Here is a 19,398-nt window from a genome sequence, read left to right on the forward strand (position 1 = left end):
AGCACTATGTCGTCAGTTCACAAACAGCTACTTAAGCCTATTCATAGTGGAACGGTATGGGGACCACTGATTTTATTAGTCGTCTGCTTTATTGGGCTGATGGTGTTGTTGCTGATGGATAAAAGCCAGATGGCTGAGGCTCAAGTCGACGCGCTTACTTGGGCCTTGGGTTTAGTTTCACTGGGCTTAATTGCTTGGCTAAGTTTTTTATTTTATCGCTTTTCCTTTCAGCGTAATTATCAAATGCGTAGCGAAACCGAACAACAAAAAGCGATTCTGCATTTGCTAGATGAAATGAGTACTTTAGCGGAAGGGGATTTAACGATTCGAGCTACGGTGACTGAAAATATGACGGGAGCGATTGCCGATTCAGTCAATTTTGCGGTCGATGCCTTACGTGCTTTAGTCATTAAGATCGATGATACTTCGAGTCGCCTCACCAATTTTGCTCAAGAAGCCGATAACCGTGTTTCGCAATTGTCCAAAGCGAGTTCTAGGCAATCCAAAGAGATTGGGGTAGCCACGGCTGCGATTGCCACTATGGCTCAGGCTATTCAAAAAGTATCGCGCAATGCGGCGGCCTCCACCAAAGTAGCAGGTAAATCATTAGAGATTTCGCAAGCAGGGGCGCATACAGTACGCAATACCATTCAAGATATGGTGACAGTCCGTGAGCAAATTCAAGCGACTTCTAAACGCATTAAGCGTCTGGGCGAAAGCTCACAAGAGGTCGGCGATATTGTGCGTGTTATGAATGATATTGCCGAACAAACTAATATCTTAGCCTTAAATGCTTCGATTCAAACCTTTGGCAATCACAATGCTGGCAAAGGATTTGAGCGCGTAGCTGATGATGTGCAGCAATTAGCTCAACGTGCGGCGGAAGCTACACGTAAAATAGATGTGCTAGTGCGAGCCATTCAAGCGGACACTCAGGAAGTGATTTCTTCAATGGAACAAACCACCGCTAAAGTAGTAGCAAGCTCACGTAATGCAGAATCAGCAGGTGCGGCACTGGACGAGGTAGAGCAAGTATCGATTAGTTTGGCGCGGTTGATTGCTAATATTTCTGAAGCTTCTCATAAGCAAGCGGATATGTCGGTAAAAGTGGCGGATACTATGTCCGCCATTCAGGAAGTCACCCGTCAAACGACACAATTTTCTCAAGAAACTAATAAACTGGTATCCAGTTTGAATGATACTGCTGCGGAAATGCGGCGCTCGATTGCCGACTTTAAGCTGTCGGATGATGATATTTCTAAAAAGAAAGTAAACGGATATCGCTCTCTATAATTACATCAATAATGAGCGGAAACAGCGAGAATAATAACTATGATTTCTAATAAGTCGGGTTTAGCCAGTCGTTTAGGTTGGATCATGGGGGAACTCGAAGCTAAGATCAATAAAAGCCAAATTGATTTTAGCCAGTTTACCAAAGAAAACGATGAAGCTGCGTTAGAGCAGACGTTGCATAATTGGGAAGAGATTTTAGGGGTATTAGATGTATTAGGGGCAGAAGGCGCTTATATGTTGGCGCGTGAGATTACCCTATTATTGGCAGCACTCCAGCAAAATAAAATTGCTCGCAAACCCGAAACTTATCAAATTACAGCCGAAGGGATGGTGCAAATAGTGGAATATTTGCATCATTTACAAGAAGGCTATGCCGATCTACCCGTTATTATCCTACCTGCACTCAATAATTTACGTGCTGCGCGTGAGGTCGATTTATTATCCGAGCACTTAGTATTTCTTCCCGAAGAAGGCGCGGTAACCAATGAGCAAATTGGTACGCGTGAATATACTGAGCTAACCGGTGAGCGCTTATCCGACGCTTGTAAACGTTTACGTGCTTATATGCAAAAAGCGTTACTGAATTGGTTTAGAGGGCAAGAGGTTACTGAGAATCTAGCCACCATTCGTAAAGTATCGAATAAAATGTTAACCCTAAATAAGTCCGAACGGCTACGGGCCTTATGGTGGGTCACCTCTGGTTTAACACAAGCCTTAGAAAACCATAAACTAGAGCATAATGGTGCAGTCAAAATGCTCTTAGGGCGCATGGAGCGTGAAATTCGGCGCTTTGGTGAGTCAGGTGAAGAGTTGTATAACCAGATTGTGCCCGATGAGCTGATTAAAAATTTATTGTATTACGTAGGACTTGCAGAACCCGGTGCGTCTTTACTGGATCGCGTCAAAGATACCTATCAATTAGATATGTACTTACCACGCGGCGAAAGTTTAGAGCAACTACGTCATTACTATACTATGCCCGGTCGCGAGCTATGGCGTGCGGTCGCAGGCTCGATGAACGAAGAGATTAAGCAGTCCATTAAACTGATCGAAAGCCTCGAAAAAGAAGAGACTGAGCAAACACCGATTGTATTAAAACTCATTAGTCGCAGCACCAGCTTAGCTCAAGCCTTTAGTATGTTAGGTCTAGGGCGTGCGGCAGAGTTTACCGAGTTATTTGCTAAATCACTCTCGAATAAAACGAAAAATAAAGTAGTGCTGAAGCGCGATGCTTTAATGCAAATGAGTGCGTTTTATCTACGTCTAGAGCGTATTCTGAAAGAGTATGCGGAGACGGGCTATGACATTACCGAACAAGTCTTTGCCCAAGACGCGAGTTATGATCCTGAAACTACGCGTGGTGTATTGCGTGCCGCATTAGTCGAATTAGGACGTGCAAATACGGAACTGATTGCCTTTAGTAAGGAAGAGGGCGCGTTTTTCCGCCTGCATGATGTGATCAAAAACTTACGCGATATTTCCGGCACACTCACCATGATGGATGCTCAGGAAGTGTTACCGCTGTCGAGTGCGGTGTCTTATTACCTCCAAAATGATTTACGCGATAAACGCCGTATGCCTAGTGCCGATGAAATGGCGACTTTGGCGGATATTCTGACTTTATTAGAGGCGATTTTATCGGCTTTTGGACAAAATGAGGATTACTTGCCTCTAGTGCCAGTAGGGTATGAGAAGGTGCGGCTATTGGATCAGTTTACTGATTTGGATCTAGCCGCTCATTCTCATTTAGCCGCCGCCGAAGTCGAATGGGAAAATAAAAAAAAAGCAAGACGTACCATACCAGCGACGCTTTATCAGAGGATGCGGACCTCGACTTCTTTGTCTGGCCTAAGAGCTTAGGTCCACCTGAGGCGGAACAGGATAATATTATGGCTGACACTAAAGTTGTCGAGGTGGTAGGAACTGAGATTTATGACATCTTTGTTGAAGAGGTCGGTGGCATTATCCAGTCTTTGCAAGAGTTAGTTCCCACTTGGCAGCAAGCTCGGCATGATTTTAAATTATTAACCGATATTCGGCGCAGCTTCCACACCCTCAAGGGCAGTGGGCGCATGGTGGGGGCTTTAGCTTTAGGCGATTTTGCATGGGCGTATGAAAGTATGCTCAATCAGGTCTTGTCGGGCGCTACGGATGCTAATGATGATTTAGTGGCTTTATTAGCTTATGGGGTTAAGCAATTAGCTAATAGACAAGGCTTTTTTCTAGAGGCTTGTAGTGCTGATGAGGAGGTTAAGGCAGATGTAAAACGTATTGAGCGTTTCTTAGCAGGCGAACCTTTAGAACTTCCTAATCAAGCTCCAGCCTCCGAGCCTGCCTTACCAACAGCCCCTAGTAGTACTCCAGCCTCTACTCAACAGCAGACTGATCCAGCACTGACACCAACACATGCGCCGACTGCTATTCCTACTATCACTCATGAGCCTGATTTAATTGTTTTAGATTTTGGTACGCAAGAGTTTATTCGCTCGGTTGCCGCTAATGCTATTGATACCATTACTAATGAGACTTCAGATGCTCCCGCTCAGCCTGAGGAACCAGAATGGTTGAAGTTTGAGCAGGATGGTTTAATTGATTTCACCGCAGTGATTCAAGAATCAGAGGCTAGTCCGAGCACCTCGACTATAGGCGCAGCTAAATCTGAATCAGTCGCTAGCCAAGCTGCTGTCTCAGTGGTTCCCCATATAGCCCCAGTCCTCGCTGCAACACAGCCCGCTCAGATTGAAACTCAAAAAACCAAAGCGGAGATCTTAAAAGCCTTACCGCCTTTGGTAATAGATCGTGAGAATTTAGTGATTCTGAAATTGTTTTGGGAGGAAGTCCCCGATCAATTACAAGAGTTAGATAAGTATTTTAATGCCCTACAGGCTAATCCAGCAGATAAAGAACTAAGGTTAAAGTTAGAGCGCTTATTACATACTATTAAGGGTGGCGCTCGTATGGCACAGTTGAGTGCCATCGGTGACATAGCACACCAAGCAGAAAGTAGCTTAGCGGAGTCCACCCAAACCGTAAGCCCGCAAGTATTACAGACGCTGCAAACACAAATTGATCAAATCAATAGTTTAGCAGAGCACTATGAAGCCCAGACTATTGCCGTTACCGAGGCTAATGTACAAGAGCCTAATAAAACTTCTCAGCAGGTTTCACCGCCAGAGGAGAGTAGTGCTCCTCAACAAACGCTTAAGCCAAACTCAGAGCAGCCTGCCACTCACCCTAGTAGCGCCCCTCAACAAAGTAAGGTTGAAAACGAATTAGCGGCGGTGGTTGAGTTAGTAGATAAACCCTTGTCTCCTAGCTCTAGTATTCCTACTCCGCCTGTCACCGAAAAAGTAGTAGCTCCTGCATCTGAAAAAGTAGCCATTGAATACGATAGTGTATTAGAGCAAGTATTAGCCGAACAAACTGAGCAGCTCATAGGTCTGAGTATTTCACAGGCTCCATTAGCGCCTTTAAATGATAATAGTCTCAAGCCCTTAGAAGATGATCCGCTACAAAGCGCTACTATCCAAGATCAAGTACGCCTACCAACGGTGTTTTTAGATCGGGTCATTGAGCATTCTAGTACCATGAATGTGCAGCAAAGTCGCACTCATGAGCGTATTCATTCCTTAGGGGCGGATGTTGGCGAGCTAGGTCGCACAGTGGCACGGTTACGTCACTTACTGCGCTCTTTAGAGCTAGAAACCGAAGCACGGGTGCATGCAGGTATTGTGCAGCAATCACAGCGTGCAGGTTTTGACCCGTTAGAAATGGACCAATATTCCGAGCTACAGCGCTTATCTAGAGCGCTAGCCGAGAGTATGAATGACTTAATTAATATCGAGGGTGATCTGACCGACCAGCTACGTAAAGCAGAGCAGGGCTTGCTGGAAAGTATTCAAGCCGGACGTAAGATTTACCAAGATTTACTCTCTACCCGTCTCATTGCCATTAATGTGCTAATGCCACGTCTCAAGCGTGTAGTACGTCAAACCGCGCAAGAGCTGGGCAAACAAGTAGATTTAGTGATTCATGGCGACGAATGTGAATTAGATCGGCATTTATTACAGCGTTTAACCGCACCACTAGAGCATTTATTGCGTAATGCTTTAGCGCATGGCATTGAAATGCCAGCCGAGCGTGAAGCTAAAGGTAAGGCTGTGCAAGGCTTAATTACTTTAGAGGTGGTACAAGCGGATGCCGAATTAGTGATTCGCGTCATTGACGATGGTGCAGGTTTAAATCGTGCAGCCCTGAGACAGAGAGCGATTGAAAAAGGCTTTATTAAACCGCATGAAGAAATCAGTGATGAAAAACTAGATCGACTTATCTTACAACCCGGCTTTACTACCGCAACCACTATTAGCCAGATTTCAGGGCGGGGCGTGGGGATGGATGTGGTCTTTTCTGAAATCAAATCGCTGGGTGGTAGTTTACATATCGAATCAGTCCAAGGGTTAGGGGCGACTTTCTCGCTACGTATGCCCTTTACTATGGCTTCTAATCCGGTGTTGTTTGTGAATGTACAAGGTCAGACTTATGGTTTGGCAATGGGCAATATTCAAGGCTTAATTCGCTTGAGTGGTGAAGAGGTCAAACGCAAGCTCAATCAAGCCCATGAACATTTAGTGTTTGATGGTATTAAGTATCCGTTGCGTTATTTAGGGCAAGCATTAAAGCTTAGAGGATTGCGTGATATTCAATCCGATACGATGTTCCCGATTTTGTTTACGCTACTAAATGGTCAAGCGCGTGCTTGGGTCGTGGATGCGATTGTGGGGCGGCGTGATGCAGTCATGCAATCGTTAGGGGTATTATTTAAGAATTGCTCGCTCTATTCCGCCGCTACGATTACTCCTGATGGTCAAGTAGTATTACTACCTGATTTACATGAATTAGTACGTGCTCCATTACCTGCCAGCCAGCCTAATCCCATCACTTCAGGCATAGTGATGAAACGGGCTAATGATCAATCACGCATTATGGTGGTAGATGACTCGATTACCGTGCGTAAAGTGACAGAAAAATTCCTAGTAGCCGAAAGCTTTGCCGTAGAAACCGCTAAAGACGGTATGGAAGCATTGGAAAAACTGCGCGACTTTAATCCAGATCTATTATTACTCGATATTGAAATGCCGCGTATGGATGGTTTTGAACTCCTACGTCATGTACGGCAAACACCGGAATGGAAACATTTACCTGTCATTATGATTAGTTCGCGCACGGCTGAAAAACATCGTGAACATGCAACTGCTTTAGGCGCGAGTGACTTTTTAGGCAAGCCTTACCAAAACCAAGCTTTGCTAGATAAGATCCGCGAATTATTAGAGGGTGGAACCTTAATGAAGGGGCTAACAGCATGAAATTACCCTCCGTCGACAGTTTAAAATGTGCCGTATTGCGCTTGCATGAGGGCAATTTGATTTTCCCGATTAGTTTATTAGCCGAATTAGTGACTAATGGTGAATTAGAGGACAGTACCACTCAAGGTTTAGAAGGGTGGTTAACGTGGCGTAGTCGGCGTGTACCGGTCATAGCCTTAGAGTCACTGTGTAAGACCCAATATGATTCTAGTAGTACCGATAGTAAGTATCTAATCTTGCACACAGTTTCCACTTATATGGGCTTACCGTTTATAGCGATTCGGGTACAAGGTGGGATGCAGATTGTTGATTTAAAAGAAGATAATCTACGTAATGATTACAGCGGTAATTTACAACGCTGCCCTTATGTAGCGCGTCAAGTGCGTATTTCTAAGCTCTTATGCTTTATTCCCGATCTGCCTGCTATTGAGAAAATGCTGGTCGAGGTTTTGCAGATTAAGAGCTAAAGCGCCAATTCAAAGCCTCAGTGCTTTAACTTTTAAGGTGCTGGCTATTCAGCACAACACACGCTTACATGCTGCTCCGTTTCGAGGCAAAAGGCAGTGAGTTTGCCATTCCACACGCAACCTGTATCTAAAGCAACGACCTCTGGACTCACGTAATAGCCTAGCGTTGACCAGTGCCCGAAAATCACCCTTGTGCCTAGCGCTTGGCGTTCCGCATAGTCAAACCAAGGTTTTAAACTAGGATCAGTGACTTGGGAGGGATGATTTTTTTCATGAAAATCAAGACGACCATCACTATGACAATAACGCATACGGGTTAATACATTCATGCTAAAACGCTGGCGGTCGAGATCACTAGCGAACGGATCATTCCACACATCCGGTAAGTCGCCGTAAATTTGGGCTAACCATGCAGTAGGATCACGTTGTTTGAGTTCGCCCTCGACTTCCACCGCGCAACGAATAGCGGTAGGTAAATCCCATTGAGGTGCAATGCCTGCGTGTACTAAGACCGTTTGCTTAGCAGGATCATAATGCAATAAAGGTTGGCGTCTGAGCCATTGCACTAACTCGGCATAATCGGGAGCTGCAACTAGCGACTGTAGGCTTTTATGCGGTTTACGAATACCGTAAAAGCTCGCAATTAAACTAATATCGTGATTGCCTAATACCGTAGTGGCTACTTGTTGTTCGCATAATTGTTTGACTAGGCGTAGAGTTGCGAGTGATTCAGTGCCACGACTGACTAAATCACCTGCAAACCATAGATGGTCTGTTTGTGGATTAAATTGAATAGTAGCGAGTAATTTTAGTAACGCACTATAACAGCCTTGTAAATCACCAATTGCATACGTTGCCATAAAGAAAAATCGAAACTTAAATTAAAAAAAACAGCGCCCTAAAGAGCGCTGCGTATACTAATGAGTTTGACTAATTAAACTTAGTCACTGTTACCTAATGACATGAGTAATTGCACTAGGTAGAAGAACATTAAGGCAATGCTAGAGAATAAGCCTAATGAAGCTGCTACATATTGATCAGTGTGATACTCATGAATAATTTGTGATGTGGTGTATAAAATAGCTGCCGCTGCAAAAACTACCATGATCGCAGCAAAGATCCAGCCAAGGTTAAAGCCAAATAGCATGCTAGCTAAAATCACACCTAAAGCCACAAAACCACCAATAGTGAGAATAGGGCCTAGGAAGGAGAAGTTTTTCTTAGTGGTAAATGCGGTAAAGGTAATACCACCTGCTAACGCTAAGGTCATTAAACCCGCTTGTGGAATCACATTGGGAGCATAGTTATAGGCAATATAGAGCAAAGGCATAAATACAATCGCTTCAGCGACAATAAATAAGCCTAAACCCATATATTGTTTTTCGCGTGACATAGGAGTACGTGCCCAACTATCAGCGATATAAGATACACCCATGAATAAGGCCAATACTACAAACCAAATCCATTTGTTAGCAGCTAAAAGACCAACAAAAGACTGGGCAATGCCAGAGGCAATTAATAAGCTTTCTACACCAGCAAACGCGAGTATCGCTAAGCCTAAATGTAGATAGGTACGTTTAATAAAAGTCGAGCGTTCGGTTTCGCTAGCATTAGCGACAATCGCCCCACTATCCATATCCAAATACGCCATTAGTCAATCTCCTCGATCATCGTCATTCGGCTCGAATCGGCCTTATCATAAAGTAAAGTGCAAAGTTTGGGAAAAAACTACCAATTACATACGGATCATAATCGGATCAATGCCCATAGCTGAAATGGATTGCCGCCAGCGGTTAGCTACCCCTTGATCTTTAGTAGGACCAATACGAATGCGATACCACACTTGACCATTCACATTCGCTTGTTCAATACGGGTATTCATGCCGTATTTACGCGCTTTATTTTGCATCTCTAAGGCAGGGGCTTGTGAGCGATAAGCGCCTAGCTGAAACATATAAGTACCACTACTAGCAACGTCTTCGTTTTGGGCATTAGCCTTAGTGGTTTTCTCGGTTGCTGGTTTAGTCTCGGCTTTAGCAGTTTGATTGGTCTCTTTAGTGGCCGCAGGTTTAGCTTCAGGATCGGGGTTTTCCTCAGTAAGCATGACTGGGGCTAGTGATTCATTCATGCTGATCACTGGCAATACCGCATGATAACTAAATCCGGGGCGAGTATCGGCTCCTGCATTATTAGTAGGTGTAGCGGTATTGGCTAAGGGCGTTTGTGCATTGCTAGGATTGGGAGTAGTTAGGGTATTAGTGGTGTTAGTGCTGGGTGGTACTTTTTCAGTAGGCAAGGCTGCATTACTGGTCTCATTCCCCCCCATGACATTAAATATAATAATGCCCGCTAATAGTCCCACCGCAACGCCACCTAGCATCCAACTAATGCCATATTGAGCGTTTTCGGTACGCGTGGTCTCTTCTTTAAAATCTTTAGTCATATTCATGAGTCCCTAATGAAGGGCGAGGGTTACTGTTAGTTAAGTTTAGCAAAACGCATCGGTATAGCCCAATACACTATAGTCTAATCAACTATGTTGCGTGACTTAAAAGAGCACTGCAAGCTAGAAGATTGAGTTTAGGTTAAATCTAAGGGGTCAACATCAATAGACCAACGTACATTAGCGGGAAATTTCAATTGCTTAGTGGTACGAGTTAAGTAATTGAGTAAAGTATGCAGTGCTTTACGCTGACTAGACTGTAACAGCAATTGCGTGCGGTAACGTCCGGCACGTTTTTCTAGCATAGCCGTAGTAGGTCCTAATAACATGACCCCACCTAAGCCAAATAGTTGTAAGTGTTCCGCTATTTTTTCTAACGCTTCCAATGCTTCATTCAATTCAGGCGCATTAGCACGCAATAAGGCTTGATAACCAAAGGGTGGATAGTGCCAACGGCGGCGCTCTTCTAATAACTGGCGTGCAAATAAGGTATAGCCTTGCTCTAGTAAAGTCACTAATGCCGGATTTTCAGGATGCTGGGTCTGAATAATGACTTGTCCAGCTTTATCACTGCGCCCCGCTCGTCCTGCCACTTGCACTAATAATTGCCCAAAGCGTTCGCGTGCATGGTATTCCGAACTTAATAAGGCTGCATCGGCTTCTAAGACTACAACTAAGGTAAGATTGGGGAAATCATGTCCTTTAGCTAGCATTTGCGTACCGACCAAGATAGCCGTTTGATGATCATGTACTTGTTGCAAACGCTCGGCGAGTGCTCCTTTGCGTGAGGTACTGTCACGGTCAATGCGAATAATGGGAATAGTAGGAAAAGTTTGTTCAAGCACTAATTCTAAACGCTCGGTTCCTTGTCCTTGGGTTAATAATTGAGGATGACCACAATGAGGGCATTGTTCGGGAACGAGTTTTTCTACCGAACAATGATGGCAGATGAGCTTACCTTGGCGGGCGTGATAGGTCATATTGGCGCTGCAATATTCACATTGCCCTGACCAGCCACAAGAAGGGCACATGAGCAGGGGGGCAAACCCGCGCCGATTAATAAATAGCATGACCTGCTCTTGACGTGCGAGAGTGTCTTTAATCATGGCTAAGGTAGTAGTCGACAAACCACTACGCAAGGTTTGCCCGCGTATAGTTTGCAATTGTACGCTCGGTGGCTTAGCTGTACCGGGGCGTTGACCTAAATGAAAATAATGAAAGCGTCCACTATCGGCATTGTGTAAAGTTTCTAGTGCAGGTGTGGCAGAGCCTAAAATAATAGGAATATTCAGCATTTGAGCGCGTTTAATGGCTAAATCCCGCCCGTGATAACGAAAACCCTCCTGTTGCTTAAACGATAAATCGTGTTCCTCATCAATAATAATCAAACCTAAATGAGGGCAAGGGGTAAATACCGCTGAACGTGTACCAATAATAATACGTACTTGTTGTTGACGGGCTTGTAGCCATGCTTGTAAACGCTCTTGATCACTCATACCCGAATGCAAACAGACCATGCGCTCATGGGGATAATGCACCCGAAAGCGTTCTAATAGTTGAGGGGTTAGGCTGATTTCAGGAACCAGCACCAGTACTTGTCTGCCCTGCGCTAAAATAGGCGCCATAACTCTTAAATAGACTTCCGTTTTACCACTACCCGTAATGCCATGTAATAACACGGGTTTGAGTTCGGTCTGATTGAGTGCTTGTTGCATCCCTTCAATAGTGGCGAGCTGTTGCGGAGTTAAAGTTAAATGTGGAGCGGTGGCAATGTGGTCTAAAGGGGGGGGAGGTAAAGTGGTACTGGATACTAAACCCTTGGCCTCTAACTGGCGCATAATCACTCGCCAGCCATTACCCGCCCATGCAGCTACCGCCTCCTCACTCACATAGCCCCCTTGTGCTTTCAACCATTCATACAGGGCTAATTGGCGCTTAGCGCGTTGCAATTCAGTGGGTGCGGTGTCAGTCGTATGCAGTTGCCACCAAATCGGTAAATGCAGAGGGCGATTTTGACGCAGCAAAGTAGGCAAAGCGGTAAACACTACCTCACCAATGGGTTCGTGATAATACTTAGCCGCCCAGTCTAATAGCTCTACCAAATGCGCATCTAAAATTGGTTCATCATCCATCACTCTACTAATAGCTTTGAGCTTTTTAGGATCTGCTAAGGTCGGAGTAGCGCTACTACCCATCACTAACCCCACTGTAGAGCGTCCAGTTAGTTTGACCTCGATGCGTGAGCCAATAGGAATAGAGCCTTGCTGGGGATCATAACTGTAATCAAGCGTGCTATAAAACGGGCGCTGTACCGCCACATGGACAACAGGAGGTAAAGTATTCATAACTTAAGTTTACCGCAAAAGTACACAAATCCATGCAAAGTTAGCAAAAGGCTCAGTTTATTTTGCAGGAGGCAAAGCGCTAGTATGCACATAAGCCTTAGTCTAGGCAGGGGTAGGCTGTGGTAAATAGGCAACTGTTGGTTTATTAGAGGTACTTCACAGTTATTCAGTTAGCCTGTGGATAACTCTGTGGATAAGTGTCTAAAAGCCGCTTGCCAAAAGGCTTGCAGCGTTTTTGCTAAGGCTGAATCGTGCTTTAACCACTAGACCCCTGTGTAGCATAATCAATAACTTATAAAATACTTTTTAAGCTATGATTCAACTCCTGTAATAAAAATAATAAGTTAGCAACTACCTAAAAAGATTGTGGACAACTTTTTAGAGCTATTGAGGCGCAGTCGTTGCTGGTTAAGGTACTGATGGACAAAGTGGTCTATTTGCTACTTTAACACGGAGCATACGCCCTTGATTTAGAAGCTGGCATACTACGGTTTTTCAGCAGTTATTAGGTGAGCTACTCATGGCGCAATCAGCAGCAATCAATGAATTATTAAACCTTATGCAGCATCTGCGTGACCCTGAAACAGGTTGCCCGTGGGATAAGCGTCAAACATGGCAAACCATTCTGCCCTATACCATTGAAGAGGTTTATGAAGTCGCGGATGCCATTGATCGCAATGATGCGCAAGCCCTGCAAGATGAACTCGGTGATTTATTATTTCAAGTTGTGTTTATGGCACAAATTGCGGCAGAAAAGGGTTTATTTAATTTTAATGACATAGCCCAAGGCATTACAGAGAAAATGCAGCGCCGTCATCCGCATATTTTTGCGGATACTACCTTTGCCAATGAAACCGCACAAAAACAAGCGTGGGAAAGTATTAAAGCGCAGGAGCGTAATACTAAAGAATCTAGTTCAGCCTCCTTATTTGCCAATATCCCGACGACTTTACCTACCTTACAACGTAGTCAAAAACTACAAAAACGTGCGGCACGAGTAGGGTTTGATTGGGAGCATTGGCGTCAAGTACTACCTAAAATTCAAGAAGAGCTAGCTGAGGTGATTGAGGCGGTTGAGCAAGGCGAACCTTTTGCACGGGTTGAGGAGGAGGTGGGTGACGTTATTTTTGGCACAACCAATTTAGCAAGATTATTAGGTGTGAATGCTGATAATGCCCTGCGCTTAACCAATCGAAAATTTGAGCAGCGTTTTTTAAAGGTAGAGGCCTTATTAAATGAGCGGGGTATTAGTTTAGAGCAAGCTACTTTGCAGCAAATGGATGAGGCGTGGGAGCAGGCTAAGCAATTTGAATAAAAAAATATAGCCCCTGTCGAGTATCGAGAGGAGCTAAATCAAATCACAAAGGACATGGACTCGTTATTATATTGTTATTCTTAAAATCTCCCCCTCGATGAAGAGGGGGATTAAAAATTGAGAAGTACGGTTAGAGTTTTAGTTTTTATAAAATCCTAGGCGGTAACATTCTCATTGGGGCTTGTGGTTTGGGGTATGGTTATTCTTCTTATTCTTAACCAATCAGCTCCTTGGGATAAAATTCCCCCTGTTTTTGACGCAGGGGGTATCGGAATCGAGGCATGGTGGACAATTTATTTTTATTAGAGTATAAGTCCACTCGCTACCTCTTAGGGCTTGCTGTTGATCGTTATAATTTTTGTTATCAGCTTGCTTTAAAATTCCCCCTGTTTTTGACGCAGGGGGTATCGGAATCGAGGCATGGTAGACTATTTATTTTTATTAGAGATTTATGTCTACTCTCTACCTCTTAGGGCTTGCTGTTGATCGTTATTATTGCCTCGGTAGGCGCGAGCTTCTTATTGTTATGATGTCTAGGCTCGCTTACCTACTTTGGACTGCTAGTTTGTTATTGTTATTATTCCCTTAGCCACTGTTATTATTTTGTTATTGTTGTTGTTTTATTTCTTCCTTGTTGCTTTCTATATTGCAATGGGCGTGCCAACTCACTAATACTTTTTTAAGTAACTGATTTTCAAATGTTTTTATAATAAAGCTGCTGGGCAAAGGATAATGACAGGGACAGTGCCACTGTCAAGAAGTGACATAATTACCACAATGGAGGTGACAAGTGGGTGACAGATAAACGGATTGTCAGTTTTGTCACTTAAGGCTAGAGCGCAAGGCTTGGCGAATCATTTCTTCCACACTCAATCCCTGATCTTTATAGGCTTCAATCATTTTTTCGGCTTGAGGTGCTTTATAGCCTAAGGCTAGGAGGGCATTGAGTGCTTCATTCGCAGGATCAGCACTAGAAGTACGAAGCGGAGCATTAGTTAAGGCGTTATCGGCAGGTTTGGGCAAGCGGTCTTTTAATTCCACCACTAAACGCTCAGCCGTTTTTTTACCTACCCCCGGAATACGACTCAGTGCGGTAATATCGGCGGCATGAATAATTTGATACAACTCGATAGGCGTCATACCTGACACAATAGCGAGGGCTAATTTAGGACCTACGCCATTCACCTTAAGCAATTGACGAAAGGTGCTACGTTCATCAAGGGATACAAAGCCATAAAGCGTATGAGCATCTTCGCGCACCGCAAGATGGGTATAAATCACGACTTCGACTTCTGGCTCTAGTGGTAGGGCATAAAACACATTCATTGAGGCTTGCAGTTCATAGCCTACGCCATTGACCTCAATCATTAACTCAGGTGGTTGCTTAAACAGGACTTTGCCACGTAGGGAGCTGATCATTGCCAACCTGCTTGTTGAATACGATTATTAAGATGGCTGGCGTGACTGTGACAAATCGCCACCGCTAAAGCATCAGCACTATCCGCCTGCAATTTGCCGTGCAAATTCAGTAAGTACTTAACCATATGCTGCACTTGAGTTTTATCAGCAGAGCCTTTGCCAACGGTAGCTTGTTTCACTTCGCGGGGGCTATATTCGTGCACACTTAAATGATTTACCACAGCAGCACAAATCGCCGCACCGCGTGCTTGTCCTAATTTCAAAGCACCACCTGCATTAGTGGCAACGAAAATGCTTTCAATCGCTAGTTCATCAGGTTGGTAGAGCTTAATGAGATCAGTGATGCCATTAAAAATCATACCTAAACGCTCAGGAATAGGGCGATCCCCTAATTTGATACAGTCACTATGCACATGCAGCAAGCGTTGCCCGTCACTATCGACAATCCCAACCCCCGTAAAACGTGAGCCGGGATCAATACCCATAATGCGTTTACTCGTCATCGTTGTCTAAGAGTTCGGCAGGAATATCACCGTTATGGAATACTTCTTGGACATCATCGAGTTCTTCGAGGGCATCAATGAGTTTTAATAAGCGTTCACCATTTTCGAGATCAACCGCCGTGAGATTATCAGCACGTTCAGTGACTTCGGCATCATCGGGGGTTAAACCTGCTTTGGTGAGGGTATCGACTAATTCAGCATAGTTTTCGGGAGTAGTCAGTACTTCAGCCGAACCATCATCCGCCATGACCACATCATCTGCACCAGCTTCGAGGGCGGCGTCCATGAGTTTGTCTTCATTGACTCCGGGGGCATAGCTCAATACACCCAGTTTGTTAAACATATAGCTGACCGAGCCGCTGGTTCCCATATTGCCGCCATGTTTACTCAGAGCGTGGCGCACTTCGGAAACTGTGCGGTTCACATTGTCGGTTGCGGTATCAATAATGATGGCAACCCCCCCCGGACCATAACCTTCATAGCGTACTTCATTATAGTTTTCAGCGCCTAACTCGCCTGAGCCGCGTTTACAAGCGCGTTCGATGGTGTCTTTGGGCATATTGGACGCATAGGCTTTGTCGACGGCAAGGCGTAGGCGCGGGGAGGCATTGGGGTCGGAGGTTTTGCCTTCGCGGGCGGCAACGGTGACTTCTCGAATGAGTTTGGTCCAAATTTTACCGCGCTTTTTATCTACTGCCGCTTTCTTATGTTTAATATTAGCCCATTTACTATGACCAGCCATACATCTTACCTGTCGTCAATTCTGCAAAAATGGCGAGTAGTCTAGCATAAAATCAGGGTTTGTGAGTGGGTAGGTTGTAAGGTTTCAGGGCGACCAGAGATCTATGAGCATTGAAACAAAACTGTTAGTGAAACTACCAACGCTAGTTGATGAGTGCTTGTATAGAGAAGCTTGCTGAAAGAGAAGGCTTTAGAGGTTATGGTTATAGCTTACTTTTAGAAACTTTTACAATAGGTATATTTTTTCAAAAAGTGATAGCCGAAATAATGTTGGTTGCTGTGGGTAAGAGTGAGAAAATTGTCGGTTACTATTGGTTCAAGCGTGGATGAGATGATGCAAGGTTTTGCGGTAGCGATTCGTATGGGCGCTACTAAGAAAGACTTTGATGATACGATTGCGATTCATCCGGTGAGTGCGGAGGAATTGGTGACGATGAAGTAATTAAGTACTTCATTGTTTCAAATAATTAGACAGATAATAAAAAAGCCCCGATTTGGGGCTTTTTTATTATCTGTCTAAACCTAACCATTTTTCTTCAAGTCTGGCTAGCTCTAAATATAGCGGGTCATTGTTGCTAACAGTTAAAATTTCTCTATTAGGCCATGATCCAGAGATTTTTTTAGTTTCTCTTGATAGTTTTGATACAAAAATCTTTTTGGCTCTTGTGGTTTTAAGATTGATTAAAACAGCATAGATATCCTCTCGTGTATATATGGTGCTGGCGGATATTAATCTTTTGTCTTTGAGATATTTTTTTATTAATTTAATTATAGAGATGATGGAATATATAGAAAATATAAACCATATGCTGCTAATGACTATATGAAAAAATAGTAAATATTCTTTGTTTTTTAATAGACGAGGTATTAACCATATCACTAATAGCATTAAAGAACCTAAAGTTAGCTTAAGTAAGTTATTTTTATTCTTTATTTCTAAAATTAATATGTATAAGTCTTCTTTGCTCAATGTATTTGATTTAATAGCAAAAAATATTAAATTTATTAAAGCAAATATTGTTATAATTAATACTAGCCACTCAGACAAAAATTGATCGTTGATATTAAAATACCCTTCTGTGTGTGTGTTATAGAAAAATAAGTTTCCAAAAATTATAATGATACTACTAATTATAGCTGAGCTTTCTAAAATAAAGTATTTTTTTCTTTTTAAATCATCCAGTGATAAAAGAGTTACTGTAATAAAAATGAAAAGCACTATGATCATGTAATCGAATGATATTGTAAGCATAAGTAATAATAGTAGAAATTGAACTTTAAAAATTACTACGTAGTATATAATATCATTCTTTACATTCATAAAGGCATCGGAAAGAGAAAAATAAAATAATATGCTTTTAAAGTTAATTATTTTTTCTATATATGAAATACTTCTAAATATATTCATCAGGCTTTTTTCTAATTTTTTGGATATTTTATTTAAGTTTCTACAGCTATTAACAGCAGCTTCATTGGTTATTTGATTCCCTAGTTTAATTACAGCAGTTACTATCTGATCTATGTCGTCGGTATTAAGTAAGGTGGTTGTTTCTAAGGCAATTTTTAAAGATAATACGAAGCTATCAGGATTAGCCTGCTTCAATAGAAAGTTAGCTAAGTCATCTGAAAAGCTATGAATACACTCTTTCCTCCCTTGAAACGCATCTCTTAAAAACCTCATACTATGAATAACCCGTAAATCCTGAGGATTATTAATAGTTTCAATAGTATTCCAGCAAAAATTAGCAATAGCCTGAGCTTTTTCAAAAGGGGCAACTTCGCAATACAATACTAAAGCATCACGCCATTGTGAATCATTAGGAATAGCATCAAACTCAATCGTTTCATCCTCGCGAATAATACGCTGCACCGTAAAGTACTCAATAAAGCGCCGATGCGAAAAACTAAAAACATTATCACCCCCTGATCCCAAACGACCTAACCGTGCAAACTTCAAAATATCAAGCACATCCTCAACAGGTATATCAGGCATATGTTGAGCAATGATAGGAACAGGGGCTTCTAAACCATAGTTTTTAAACATAACACTAGCAATATCAATCGTATGATTAATCACTTGCTCTTTAGTCAATCCCTTTTTGCGAATCCGCTCAGCACAACTATCCAAAGTGCGCTCAAAATAGTCACGGTACATCTCTGACTGATTAGGTGGGAGTTCGCCATTATTTTTCTCTGTATATTCAGCAATTAAAACAGCCGAAAAGGGATTTCTAGCAATAGGTACCAGTTCGGGACGATCTTTAAATAGTTTTTTCACTAAATCCTTACTAAACAAACCATAGTTTTCAAAAGTCGAAATAATTTTTTGCTCAGTAAAAGGGCGAATTTCTAAGGTAACATCGGTTTGAAACTCGTGAGTAGGTTTTCTAAATAAACGCGAGGCTAAAATGCCTTGAGCCTCTCGCTGTCTAGCTCCTTTTAAAAACTTAAACATTACCTCTGAGAGTTGATGAATAAGCTCGGAGTTTTCACGCTCATCTAGTACAGCAGGAATTTCATCAAATGAGTCTAAGACAAAAAACAGCCTACCTGTTTCATACATACGGTCAAAGTACTCATGAAAGAATTTGCTAGTGACTATATCTCTGCTCTTAAGATTTTCTAAGATAAAATCTCTAAGCTGTTGTACGGTAGGCGGATTCGTTTCAGACCATTTCTCAGCAACATGCCACTCGCGCAAATTAATATAAACGGGAATTTTGCCAGTTCTAGGAACTTCCTGTTCTAAATCTTGGCAAAGTTTACGCAAGGCCACACTTTTACCAGCTCCTGGTGAGCCAAGTACTAAAAAAATACGCTGTTTTTTGCTATTGCGTCTGCTTTTAATAGCACTCAGTAGGTCAGTAATTTTGCGCTCTTTGCCACTCGCTGTATTAACCTCAACCTCGGCATCGAGTGGCGTGAAATAGCGAGCGCTCCAGTTCGTTTTAGTGTCAATGCTTTTTAAATCGTCCGTGAGCGAGCCAGCTACCATCTTAAGTCGTTCTTTAAATTGAGGCTCAGGCACATCTCGATCTAAAGGAGTAGTATGCACTCCCATGCCTGTAGAATCGCGCCAATCGTTTACCTTATAAATCACTACTCCGAGAAACACGAACACCATTAATGCAGTGAAATCAAAGTTATTTAGTAGGTTGGCTTGATGATCAGGTAAATAAGGTTTTATAAGTTTTTCAACGAATGCAGGCCACCCTACGAAAGCGGCCACCGCAGCCCCTGCAATAGTGAGAGATAGAATCCTTACAGTAGTTTGGCCATATCTATCTGAAAACCATATAGGTTTAGCAATATAAAGCACCACTGCAATAATGCCGCTAAAAATCAGTGTTTCTTGAGTGCCTTTACCAAACAACAAAAGCAGGGAGCCACTGATAATCAGCAAAAATACAAAAGCAAATAACTTATAGCGATCAGAAAGACTAGAAAAGAATTGAGCCATAGCTATCTATACCAATAAGCGGGGATTGATAGTGAGTATAGCAATAATT

14 protein-coding genes are annotated in these 19,398 nt (G+C 42.9%); 6 read left to right on the forward strand and 8 right to left on the reverse strand.

Features of this window, described 5'->3' with window-relative positions; genetic code table 11:
* Positions 1 to 6 precede the first annotated feature (6 nt).
* Genes IPL34_RS07090 through IPL34_RS07105 form a run of 4 tightly spaced genes read left to right on the forward strand, consistent with a single transcriptional unit; the run spans position 7 to position 7,123 of the window.
* Complete coding sequence (locus tag IPL34_RS07090) at positions 7 to 1,293, forward strand: methyl-accepting chemotaxis protein (RefSeq protein WP_296839866.1); 1,287 nt, start codon at positions 7 to 9, stop codon at positions 1,291 to 1,293.
* A gap of 39 nt (positions 1,294 to 1,332) precedes the next feature.
* Positions 1,333 to 3,153: a hypothetical protein gene (locus IPL34_RS07095; protein WP_296839870.1), complete on the forward strand. Its 1,821-nt coding sequence runs from the start codon at positions 1,333 to 1,335 to the stop codon at positions 3,151 to 3,153.
* A 29-nt stretch (positions 3,154 to 3,182) separates the two neighbouring features.
* On the forward strand, positions 3,183 to 6,656 hold the full coding sequence (locus IPL34_RS07100; RefSeq protein ID WP_296839873.1) for a response regulator: 3,474 nt from the start codon (positions 3,183 to 3,185) through the stop codon (positions 6,654 to 6,656).
* The gene (locus tag IPL34_RS07105) at positions 6,653 to 7,123 is read left to right on the forward strand and encodes a chemotaxis protein CheW (RefSeq protein ID WP_296839875.1); all 471 of its coding nucleotides are present in this window, start codon (positions 6,653 to 6,655) and stop codon (positions 7,121 to 7,123) included. Before IPL34_RS07100 ends, IPL34_RS07105 begins: the two co-directional genes overlap by 4 nt.
* Positions 7,124 to 7,167: 44 nt before the next feature.
* Here IPL34_RS07105 and IPL34_RS07110 read toward each other — a convergent pair whose 3' ends face one another.
* The 4 genes from IPL34_RS07110 to IPL34_RS07125 form a co-directional block, all read right to left on the reverse strand.
* Positions 7,168 to 7,983, reverse strand: a complete 816-nt coding sequence (locus IPL34_RS07110) for a symmetrical bis(5'-nucleosyl)-tetraphosphatase (protein WP_296839878.1) — start codon at positions 7,981 to 7,983, stop codon at positions 7,168 to 7,170.
* 80 nt (positions 7,984 to 8,063) lie between these two features.
* Positions 8,064 to 8,774 (reverse strand): Bax inhibitor-1 family protein, encoded by a 711-nt coding sequence (locus IPL34_RS07115; RefSeq protein WP_296839883.1) that lies wholly within the window; start codon positions 8,772 to 8,774, stop codon positions 8,064 to 8,066.
* Between the two features lie 84 nt (positions 8,775 to 8,858).
* Positions 8,859 to 9,566, reverse strand: a complete 708-nt coding sequence (locus IPL34_RS07120) for an SPOR domain-containing protein (RefSeq protein WP_296839886.1) — start codon at positions 9,564 to 9,566, stop codon at positions 8,859 to 8,861.
* Between the two features lie 137 nt (positions 9,567 to 9,703).
* The gene (locus tag IPL34_RS07125; protein ID WP_296839889.1) at positions 9,704 to 11,911 is read right to left on the reverse strand and encodes a primosomal protein N'; all 2,208 of its coding nucleotides are present in this window, start codon (positions 11,909 to 11,911) and stop codon (positions 9,704 to 9,706) included.
* 520 nt (positions 11,912 to 12,431) lie between these two features.
* Between IPL34_RS07125 and mazG the strand changes: the two genes are divergently transcribed.
* Positions 12,432 to 13,226, forward strand: a complete 795-nt coding sequence (mazG, locus tag IPL34_RS07130; RefSeq protein ID WP_296839894.1) for a nucleoside triphosphate pyrophosphohydrolase — start codon at positions 12,432 to 12,434, stop codon at positions 13,224 to 13,226.
* A gap of 822 nt (positions 13,227 to 14,048) precedes the next feature.
* Here mazG and ruvA read toward each other — a convergent pair.
* From ruvA to IPL34_RS07145, 3 genes are read right to left on the reverse strand one after another with little or no spacing between them, the layout of a single operon-like run.
* Complete coding sequence (gene ruvA, locus IPL34_RS07135; protein WP_296839898.1) at positions 14,049 to 14,645, reverse strand: Holliday junction branch migration protein RuvA; 597 nt, start codon at positions 14,643 to 14,645, stop codon at positions 14,049 to 14,051.
* Positions 14,642 to 15,148, reverse strand: a complete 507-nt coding sequence (gene ruvC / locus IPL34_RS07140) for a crossover junction endodeoxyribonuclease RuvC (protein WP_296839901.1) — start codon at positions 15,146 to 15,148, stop codon at positions 14,642 to 14,644. Before ruvC ends, ruvA begins: the two co-directional genes overlap by 4 nt.
* Positions 15,138 to 15,890, reverse strand: coding sequence for a YebC/PmpR family DNA-binding transcriptional regulator (locus IPL34_RS07145; RefSeq protein WP_296839904.1), 753 nt, complete (start codon positions 15,888 to 15,890; stop codon positions 15,138 to 15,140). Before IPL34_RS07145 ends, ruvC begins: the two co-directional genes overlap by 11 nt.
* Positions 15,891 to 16,187: 297 nt before the next feature.
* On the opposite strand from IPL34_RS07145, the gene IPL34_RS07150 reads away from it, so the two are divergent.
* Positions 16,188 to 16,331 (forward strand): hypothetical protein, encoded by a 144-nt coding sequence (locus IPL34_RS07150; protein ID WP_296839907.1) that lies wholly within the window; start codon positions 16,188 to 16,190, stop codon positions 16,329 to 16,331.
* Positions 16,332 to 16,397: 66 nt separating this feature from the next.
* Here the strand turns inward: IPL34_RS07150 and IPL34_RS07155 are convergent, their stop codons facing one another.
* Positions 16,398 to 19,349, reverse strand: coding sequence for an NACHT domain-containing protein (locus tag IPL34_RS07155; protein WP_296839910.1), 2,952 nt, complete (start codon positions 19,347 to 19,349; stop codon positions 16,398 to 16,400).
* Positions 19,350 to 19,398 lie beyond the last annotated feature (49 nt).

It is taken from the genome of Thiofilum sp. (assembly GCF_016711335.1).
In the GTDB taxonomy this organism is placed as follows: Bacteria; Pseudomonadota; Gammaproteobacteria; order Thiotrichales; family Thiotrichaceae; genus Thiofilum.

Coding starts and splice junctions, on each gene's coding strand:
- IPL34_RS07090 (WP_296839866.1), top strand. CDS start 7: ATGTCGTCAGTTCACAAACAGCTACTTAAGCCTATTCATAGTGGAACG.
- IPL34_RS07095 (WP_296839870.1), top strand. CDS start 1,333: ATGATTTCTAATAAGTCGGGTTTAGCCAGTCGTTTAGGTTGGATCATG.
- IPL34_RS07100 (WP_296839873.1), top strand. CDS start 3,183: ATGGCTGACACTAAAGTTGTCGAGGTGGTAGGAACTGAGATTTATGAC.
- IPL34_RS07105 (WP_296839875.1), top strand. CDS start 6,653: ATGAAATTACCCTCCGTCGACAGTTTAAAATGTGCCGTATTGCGCTTG.
- IPL34_RS07110 (WP_296839878.1), bottom strand. CDS start 7,983: ATGGCAACGTATGCAATTGGTGATTTACAAGGCTGTTATAGTGCGTTA.
- IPL34_RS07115 (WP_296839883.1), bottom strand. CDS start 8,774: ATGGCGTATTTGGATATGGATAGTGGGGCGATTGTCGCTAATGCTAGC.
- IPL34_RS07120 (WP_296839886.1), bottom strand. CDS start 9,566: ATGACTAAAGATTTTAAAGAAGAGACCACGCGTACCGAAAACGCTCAA.
- IPL34_RS07125 (WP_296839889.1), bottom strand. CDS start 11,911: ATGAATACTTTACCTCCTGTTGTCCATGTGGCGGTACAGCGCCCGTTT.
- mazG (WP_296839894.1), top strand. CDS start 12,432: ATGGCGCAATCAGCAGCAATCAATGAATTATTAAACCTTATGCAGCAT.
- ruvA (WP_296839898.1), bottom strand. CDS start 14,645: ATGATCAGCTCCCTACGTGGCAAAGTCCTGTTTAAGCAACCACCTGAG.
- ruvC (WP_296839901.1), bottom strand. CDS start 15,148: ATGACGAGTAAACGCATTATGGGTATTGATCCCGGCTCACGTTTTACG.
- IPL34_RS07145 (WP_296839904.1), bottom strand. CDS start 15,890: ATGGCTGGTCATAGTAAATGGGCTAATATTAAACATAAGAAAGCGGCA.
- IPL34_RS07155 (WP_296839910.1), bottom strand. CDS start 19,349: ATGGCTCAATTCTTTTCTAGTCTTTCTGATCGCTATAAGTTATTTGCT.